General features: G+C 77.7%; 5 protein-coding genes. All 5 read right to left on the bottom strand.

Translation table 11 applies throughout. From position 1 onward, the window contains the following. Positions 1 to 334: 334 nt before the first annotated feature. From ACI8AF_RS25235 to zwf, 5 genes are read right to left on the bottom strand one after another with little or no spacing between them, the layout of a single operon-like run. Positions 335 to 1093: a PIG-L deacetylase family protein gene (locus tag ACI8AF_RS25235; protein ID WP_456542527.1), complete on the bottom strand. Its 759-nt coding sequence runs from the start codon at positions 1091 to 1093 to the stop codon at positions 335 to 337. Next, the gene (locus ACI8AF_RS25230; protein ID WP_456542526.1) at positions 1090 to 4164 is read right to left on the bottom strand and encodes a BTAD domain-containing putative transcriptional regulator; all 3075 of its coding nucleotides are present in this window, start codon (positions 4162 to 4164) and stop codon (positions 1090 to 1092) included. The genes ACI8AF_RS25235 and ACI8AF_RS25230 overlap by 4 nt, the downstream gene beginning before the upstream one ends. A 33-nt stretch (positions 4165 to 4197) precedes the next feature. Continuing rightward, positions 4198 to 5007, bottom strand: a complete 810-nt coding sequence (pgl, locus tag ACI8AF_RS25225) for a 6-phosphogluconolactonase (protein ID WP_456542525.1) — start codon at positions 5005 to 5007, stop codon at positions 4198 to 4200. Further along, complete coding sequence (locus ACI8AF_RS25220; protein WP_456542524.1) at positions 5007 to 6128, bottom strand: glucose-6-phosphate dehydrogenase assembly protein OpcA; 1122 nt, start codon at positions 6126 to 6128, stop codon at positions 5007 to 5009. The genes pgl and ACI8AF_RS25220 overlap by 1 nt, the downstream gene beginning before the upstream one ends. Further along, on the bottom strand, positions 6125 to 7642 hold the full coding sequence (gene zwf / locus ACI8AF_RS25215) for a glucose-6-phosphate dehydrogenase (RefSeq protein WP_456542523.1): 1518 nt from the start codon (positions 7640 to 7642) through the stop codon (positions 6125 to 6127). The genes ACI8AF_RS25220 and zwf overlap by 4 nt, the downstream gene beginning before the upstream one ends. Positions 7643 to 7717: the final 75 nt, after the last annotated feature.

Raw genomic sequence — 7717 nt, 5'->3', positions numbered from 1 at the left:
CACCCCCCCCCCCCCCCCCCCCCCCCCCCCCCCCCCCCCCCCCCCCCCCCCCCCCCCCCCCCCCCCCCCCCCCCCCCCCCCCCCCCCCCCCACCCAGCGGGCCTCGAACACGTCCCAGTACTCGTCCCGCGGCCGCTGCCGGCGCGGGCGGGGCATCGTCTCGGTGCTGCTGCGCGGTGCCGGGACGACGGCGGTCTCGAGGACGGCGGGAACGGCGGGTGCGGGCATGGCGGCATCTCCTTCGACGATCGGCCAGTGTGGCCCGGCCCCAGCGTCCGGTCGACCCCTTTCACCGCGCTTGCAAGGGCCTTGAACCGCGCGCACCCACCCCGCGTCAGCGCACGCGCACGAGGTGGTCCCGCGTCAGGAACGCCCGCCGCAGCTCGTCGCCGAGCCCCTCGAACGGGGACGTCTGCGACCGGTGCTCGGCGATCGCCGCCTCCCGGAGGTCGAGCAGCTCGCCGACGTCGACGACGTCGGTGATCTCCTCGTCCGGGCGGCCGAGCCCCTCGGCGTCGGCCGAGTGGTAGGCGTCGTCGCCGCGAGCGACCGCCGTCTCGACCAGCCACCGGCGCAGCAGCGAGCTCGGCAGCGCGTACTCGTAGAGCGCCGGCCCCGGCACGCCGGCCAGCGCCTGCGCCGCGGCCGCCCGCACGTGCAGGTGGTCGCGGTGGCCGTCGCTGCCGTCGAGCACGACGACCACGGTGGGGCGCAGGTCGGCGACCAGCCGGCCGAGCACGCGCGCCACCTCCTCGACCGGCGCCGCGCACAGCGACCCGGCGGGCGTCACGCCGTCGAAGCCGGAGTCGCGGTAGCCGAGCAGCTCGACCCGGGCGACGCCGAGCAGGGCGGCGGCCCGGTGCAGCTCCGCCTCGCGCACGGCGCCGAGGTCCTCGCACGGCGGCGCCCCGACCGGCAGCTCGCCGGCCTCGCCTCGGGTGGCGCAGGCGACGGTCACCTCGGCGCCGAGCCGGGCGGCGCGGGCGATCAGCGAGCCGCAGCCGAACGTCTCGTCGTCGGGGTGGGCGACGGCGACCAGCCAGCGGTCGCCGGGGTGCACGTCGGACAGGGGGTCGGGGCGCTGCTCGCTCATGGGGAGACCGTCGCCGTCGCCGCTGACGCCCCGCTTGCGGTCGCCTGACGGGCGGCGTCGCCGATCCGTTGCAGTGACGGCACCCAGTAGCGCTCGGCCAGCGAGGCGACCGCCAGGCCGGCCTCGCAGAACGACCCCGCGGCCGCCGGGTCGCCGGCGCGCAGCGCCACCTCGGCCAGCAGGCCGAGCAGCACCGACCGCCCGCCGGCGAGCCCGTGGCGGACCAGCGCGGCGTGCGCCTCGCGCATCCCGGGCAGCCCGGCGGCCGGGTCGTCCACAGCCCGCAGCCACGCCTGGGCGAACCCGACGACCGCCGCCGGGTAGGGCAGCCGTTCCCACGACGGCGCGCCGGGCCGCAGCCCGACCAGCCGCCGCACGCGGCCGGGGTCGCCGTCCATCAGCGCCAGCACCAACGACCAGCGGCGGGCGAAGCCGGCCGCGCCGAGCTCGGTCTCCTCGGCCGTCGCGACCGCCGCCTCCGCCTGCGCGAACGCCTCGGCCCGCCGGCCCTGGTGCCAGAAGCAGTGCGCCCGCACGACCGCGATCCGGGTGCGCGGGGAGAACGCCAGCGAGCGGCCGAGGTCGACCCCGCCGGCGTCCACCAGCTGCTCGGCCCGGTCCAGGTGCGCCAGCGCCTCGGCGAAGCGGGCCTCGCGCCAGCGGATCACCGCCGCCATGTCCTCGTGCAGGTAGCGGGCGGTGGCGTCGTCCACCTCCGCGGCGGCCTCGGCCATGCGGGCGACCGTGCCGGCCGCGTCGTCGAGGCGGCCGACCTGCCCCTCCAGCATCGCCGCGACCCACAGCAGCTCGAGGTCGTCGGGGCGGACCGGTCGCGGCGCCGACCAACCGCGCACCATCCGCAGGAACTCGCGGATGGCCGGGGTGTCGTAGCCGCTGGACCACACGTCGGCGTAGGCGATGCGGCTGCGGGCGCGCAGCTCGCGCCGCCGGTCGGCCGGACCCACGAGGGCGACCAGCTGCTCGTTGAGCTCGCGCAGGGCGTCCAGGGCGGCGACACCCACCGCGGTGTCCGACGCCCGCTCCAGCCAGGGCAGCGCCGCCGCACCGCCGTCCAGCGTGCGGGCCGCGAGGTGGTGGGCCGCGATCCGCGCGGCCGCCTGCGGGTCGTCCCCGGCCCGTGCCTCGAGCCGCATGGCGACCGCCCGGTGCAGCCGGGCGAGGCGCGCGCTGGACAGCGACGCGCGCAGCGCCTCGCCGACGAGGGCGTGCGCGACGGTGAACCCGCCGTCGCCGGTGTCGGCGAGCAGCCGGGCGGCGAGCGCGCCCTCCAGCAGGTCGAGGGCCTCGTCGACCGGGACGCCGCGGATCGCGGCCAGGTCGTCGGCAGGGAGGGGTTCCCCGGCGACCGCCGCGGCGGTGAGCAGCTCCAGGCCCTCCGGCGGCAGGCGCAGGAACCGCTGCCGGAGCACGTCGTACACCGGCGCGGGCACGCCGCCCACCGGCCGGCCGCCGACCGCGCCGGGGGACCCGGCACCGGCGGCGGCCGCCCGGGCCAGCTCGAGGGCGAAGAACGGGTTGCCCCCGGCGCGGGCGACCAGCCCGTCGACGTCGGCGTCCGCCCCGTCCAGCGAGCCGGCGATGAGCGTGGTGACGGCGTCCGGCGGCAGCGGCGCGAGGTCGAGGCGGACCACCCGGGGCAGCCGGCCGAGCGCGGCCAGCGCGTCGGCCAGCGGGCGGGAGTCGGCCGCCTCGCCGCTGCGCAGCGCGAGGGCCAGCACGGTCGGCGCGGTCGCCACCTCCGCGGCGAGCGCGGCGACCAGCCGCAGCGTCGCGGGATCGGCCGCGTGCAGGTCGTCGAGCGCGACCAGGGCGGGGACGCCGGGCGGCCGGGCCAGCGCCGCGGCGAGGGCGTCGGCGAGGTGCACCAGGACCATGGCCGGGTCCGCGCCGCCGGTCGCGGCCACGGCCGGGCGCCCGGGATCGGGCAGCGTCCCGGCCAGCGGGCCGAGGGCCGCGGCCAGCCGCGCGCGGCCGGCCTCGTCCGCCGCCGCGGCGGCCTCGCGGACGATCTGCAGCACCGGCCAGAACGGCGGGGCGGCCACGCCGTCGCGGCAGGTGGCCGAGCGGACCGGTCCGCCGGCGGCGGCCACCCCGGCGGCGAGCGAGGCCAGCAGCGCCGACTTGCCCATGCCGGCGTCCCCGCTGACCAGGACGACGCAGCCGCTCCCGGCGGCCGCCTCCGCGACCACCGTGTCGAGCAGCGCGCACTCGGCGTCGCGGCCGACCAGCTCGGGCCGCCGCACGGACCGGACCGGCGGGTTTGCGGGCACCGGTGCGGCCGGGAGGGCCGGGGCGAGCGCCGGGTCGTGGTCGAGGATCTGCTGCTCCAGCCGCTGCAGCTCCGGTCCGGGGTCGAGCCCGAGCTCCTCGCGCAGCAGCGCCCGGCCCTCGGCCAGGACGGCGAGCGCGTCGGCCTGCCGCCCGGCCAGGTAGAGCGCCCGGGCGAGCTGGGCCCGAGCCTGCTCGCGCAGCGGGTGGGCGGCCACGTGCGGCTGCAGCTCGTCGACGGCGCGGTCGGTGTCGCCGGCCCCGAGCCGGGCGGCCGCCCGCAGCTCCACCGCGGTCAGCCGCAGGCTCTCCAGCCGCTGCACGAACGCCTCGGCGAAGGGCTGGTCGGCGAACTCGGCCAGCGCCGGTCCCCGCCACAGGCCCAGGGCGTCGTCGAGCAGGCCGAGGGCCCGCCGGGGGTCGGGGGCGACCAGCCCGCGCGCCTCGCCGACCAGCCGCTCGAAGCGGTCGGCGTCGAGGTCGACGTCCTCCCGGGCGATCCGGTACCCGGCCGGCGAGGTGCGGATCAGCGAGTCCTCGCTGCGCGGCGCGCGGTCGGGCTGCAGCGCGCGCCGCAGGTGCGCGACCTTGGTGTGCAGCGCGGCGGTGGCCTTGGGCGGCGGCGTGCCGTCCCATAGCAGGTCGACCAGCCGGTCGGCGGCGACCACCCCGCCGCGCTCGAGGACGAGGATCGCCAGCAGGGCGCGGTTCATCCGGGCGTTGAGGTGCACCGGCACGCCGTCCCTCCGGGCCTCCACCGGCCCCAGGACCCGGACCTCCATCACCCTCCCCGTCGGTCTCCCCGCCGGGTGGGATCAGGCGGGCGCGCCCAGCTTGCTGGCCGCGGCGGCGTCGAGCAACCACCTCGTCGCCCGCCGGCCGTGCACCGCCCCGGCGGGCAGCTCGGTCGGCTCGGCGCCGCCCACCCCGCGGGCGACGGCGTCGGCCTTGCCCTCGCCGGAGACCAGCAGCCACACCTCCTCGGCCGCGTTGATCGCGGGGAGGCCGAGGCTCACCCGGGTGGACGGCGGCTTGGGGCAGTCGCGGACGGCGACGACCGGCCGCTCGTCGGTGGCCGCGGGGGAGTCGGGGAAGATCGACGCGACGTGGCCCTCCGGGCCCACGCCGAGCAGCAGGACGTCGAACCGGGGGACCGGGCCGTCCCCGGCGGCGGCCGCCAGCTCACCGGCGTACCAGTCCGCGGCGGCCTCCGGGGTGTCGAAGCCGGAGTCGGCGGCGGGCATGGCGTGCACCCGCTCCGACGGGACGCCGACCCGGTCGAGCAGCGCCCGCCGCGCGCCGAGCTCGTTGCGGTCCTCGCTGCCGGCGGGCACGAAGCGCTCGTCGCCCCACCAGACGTCGACCGCCGTCCAGTCGACGACCTCCCGCTCGGGCTCCTCGGCCAGCGCCGCGACGCGCTCGAGCACGGCGGTGCCGATGCCGCCGCCGGTGAGCACGACCGACGCCATCCCGTGCACCGCCTGCGCGGCGGCCAGCCGGGCGACCAGCGCCGAGGCCACGGCGCGGGCCAGCCGGTCGGCGTCGGGCTCGATGACGACGTCGGGCACGGGCCGGCCGCCGGCGGCCAGCCCGGCGGAGACGTGCTCGCCGGGGGGCAGCGACATCAGCGGACCGCCTCCTCGGCGTTCTCGGAGTCCGCCGGGACGTCCGCGGCCTGCTTCGCCGCGCCCTTCCGGCGGGAGGGGGACGGTGTGGTGGCCGGGCGGGCGGTGCCGGGGCGCGCCTTGCCGTCGGGGTCGGCCGGGTCGAACCAGATGTGCTCGCGCACCGGCGAGCGCTCGGCGAGGCCGGTGACGCCGGTCGCGGCCTCGAGGGCCTCCTGGTACGGCTCGTCGGGGTCGAGCCGGCGCAGCTCCTCGCCGAGCAGGTCGCCCAGCGGGCGGTCGGGCAGGGCGACGTTGGTGTCCGGGCGGAAGGGCTGGGTGATCGTCGCGCCGCCGCGGCGGTCGGCCTGGACGCGGATCTCCTCGTCCTCGTCGAGCTCGAGGACGACGGCGTCCACCCCGCTCGGGCCGGGCGTCCGCTCGCTCGTGGTGACGTCGATGCGGGTGCCGCAGCGGGAGGTCAGCCAGCCGGCGAGCAGCTCGGCGCTGGCGTTGCCCGGCCGGCCCTCGATCCGCCCGCCGCGGATGCGCACCGGCTCGCCCCGGCGGCCGGCCACCGAGTCGACGGTGGAGGTGAGCGTGGCCCGCCACGGCGTGCTGCGGGTCCAGGCCAGGTCGGTGTCACCGGGGGCGTAGTCGCCCGCCCGGAGGCGCAGCGCGGCCACCGGGTCGTCGGCCAGCGAGCTGTCGGTGATCCGCCGGTCGGCGATGACGGCGAGCGGGTCGGTGGCCATCCGCTCGGGTGCGGCGGCGTGCCACCAGCTCACGACCGGGGCGTCGGCGGCCAGCAGCGGCAGCACCACCGACTCGGCGTGCAGCGCCAGCCGGCCGTACATGCGCATGACGACGGCCTCGCCGGGGCCGAGCCGGCCGCCGATGAGCACCTCGGCGTCCAGCCGGGGCTGCGGCGCGTCGATCTGCCGGCGCACGACCACCAGCAGCCGGCAGGGGTGCTGCTCGGCGGCGAGGGTCGCGGCCTCCTCGGCCTCGGCCACCCGGCCCTCGTCGGCGACGACGACCAGGGTGAGCGCCACCCCGGAGAGCACCGCCCCGCCGGTGCGCCGCTGCGCGGCCAGCTCCTTGACCACGGCGGAACCGGTGGTGTCCCAGAGGGTCGTCATGGCCGGCGCCACCTCCTTCCCTCGGCAGCGAGCATCTCGTCGGCGGCGCGCGGACCCCACTCCCCGGCCCGGTAGGTGTACGGGGTGCTGCCCGCCCAGAAGTCCTCCAGCGGGTCGATCACCCGCCAGGACGCCTCGACCTCCGCGTTGCGGGGGAACAGCGTGGCGTCGCCCAGCAGCACGTCGAGCAGCAGCCGCTCGTAGGCCTCGGGGCTGGCCTCGGTGAACTGCTCGCCGTAGAGGAAGTCCATCGCGACGTCGCGGACCTCCATGACGCTGCCCGGCACCTTCGACCCGAACTTGAGGGTGACCCCCTCGTCCGGCTGCACGCGGACGACGAGCTGGTTGTTGCCCAGCTCCTCGGTGTCGGTGGGCGCGAACGGCAGGTGCGGAGCCCGCTTGAACATCAGCGCGATCTCGGTGACCCGGCGGGGGAGCCGCTTGCCGGTGCGCAGGTAGAACGGCACGCCCGCCCAGCGGCGCGTCTCCACCCCGAGCCGGACCGCGGCGTAGGTCTCGGTCGTCGACCTCTCGTCGACGCCGTCCTCCTGGCGGTAGCCCTTGGCCCGCTGGCCGGCCAGCCAGCCCTGCTGGTACTGCCCGCGGATGGCGAAGGTGGCCAGGTCCTCGGGCAGCGAGATCGCGCGCAGCGCCTTGAGCTTCTCGGTGCGGATCTCCTCGGCCGAGAACTCGACCGGTTCCTCCATCGCGGTCAGCGCCAGCAGCTGCAGCAGGTGGTTCTGCAGCACGTCCCGGGCGGCGCCGGTCTTCTCGTAGAAGCCGGCCCGGCCGCCGATGCCGACGTCCTCGGCCATGGTGATCTGCACCGAGTCGACGTGGTTGCCGTTCCAAATGGGCTCGAACAGCTCGTTGGCGAACCGCAGCGCCAGCAGGTTCTGGACGGTCTCCTTGCCCAGGTAGTGGTCGATGCGGTAGACGTCCTCGGCGCTGAACACGGAGTCGACGAGCTCGTTGAGCTCGCGGCTGGACTCCAGGTCGGTGCCGAACGGCTTCTCGACGACCACCCGCCGCCACCGGTCGGGCGTGCTCTCGGCCATCCCGGTGCGCTGCATCTGCTTGAGGACGACGGGGAACATCGCCGGCGGGATCGACAGGTAGAACGCCGCGTTGCCGCCGATGCCGTGGCTTCCCTCGAGGTCGTTGAGCGTGTCGGCGAGCTGGTCGAACGCGTTGTCGTCGTCGAACGAGCCCTGGACGAAGTGCACGCTGCTGGCGAGCTGGTCCCAGACCTCCTCGCGCCACGGGGTGCGCGCGGCGTTGCGGGCGGCGTCGCGGGCCAGCTCGGCGAAGTCGGTGTCGCCCCAGTCGCGGCGGGCGAAGCCGAGCAGGGCGAAGTTGGTGGGCAGCAGACCCCGGTTGGCCAGGTCGTAGACGGCCGGCAGGAGCTTCTTGCGGGCCAGGTCGCCGGTGATGCCGAAGACGACGAGGGCGCAGGGTTCGGGCACGCGGGGCAGCCGCCGGTCCCGCGGATCGCGCAGCGGGTTGGTGATCATCTTCCGTCCTCGGCTCGGCAGGCGGGTCCGCCGTCCGGCCCGACGGCGGACCGGACGGCGGAGGAGGGGGCCTTC

This window comes from Blastococcus sp. SYSU D00669 (assembly GCF_054050715.1).
The sequence above is the reverse complement of the archived record's forward strand: the minus strand, read 5'-3'. Positions and strand labels throughout refer to the sequence as shown.

Bases quoted from the DNA above. Each gene is read 5' to 3' on its own strand.
- ACI8AF_RS25235 (WP_456542527.1), bottom strand. From the start codon at position 1,093: ATGAGCGAGCAGCGCCCCGACCCCCTGTCCGACGTGCACCCCGGCGAC.
- zwf (WP_456542523.1), bottom strand. From the start codon at position 7,642: ATGATCACCAACCCGCTGCGCGATCCGCGGGACCGGCGGCTGCCCCGC.
- ACI8AF_RS25230 (WP_456542526.1), bottom strand. From the start codon at position 4,164: ATGGAGGTCCGGGTCCTGGGGCCGGTGGAGGCCCGGAGGGACGGCGTG.
- ACI8AF_RS25220 (WP_456542524.1), bottom strand. From the start codon at position 6,128: ATGACGACCCTCTGGGACACCACCGGTTCCGCCGTGGTCAAGGAGCTG.
- pgl (WP_456542525.1), bottom strand. From the start codon at position 5,007: ATGTCGCTGCCCCCCGGCGAGCACGTCTCCGCCGGGCTGGCCGCCGGC.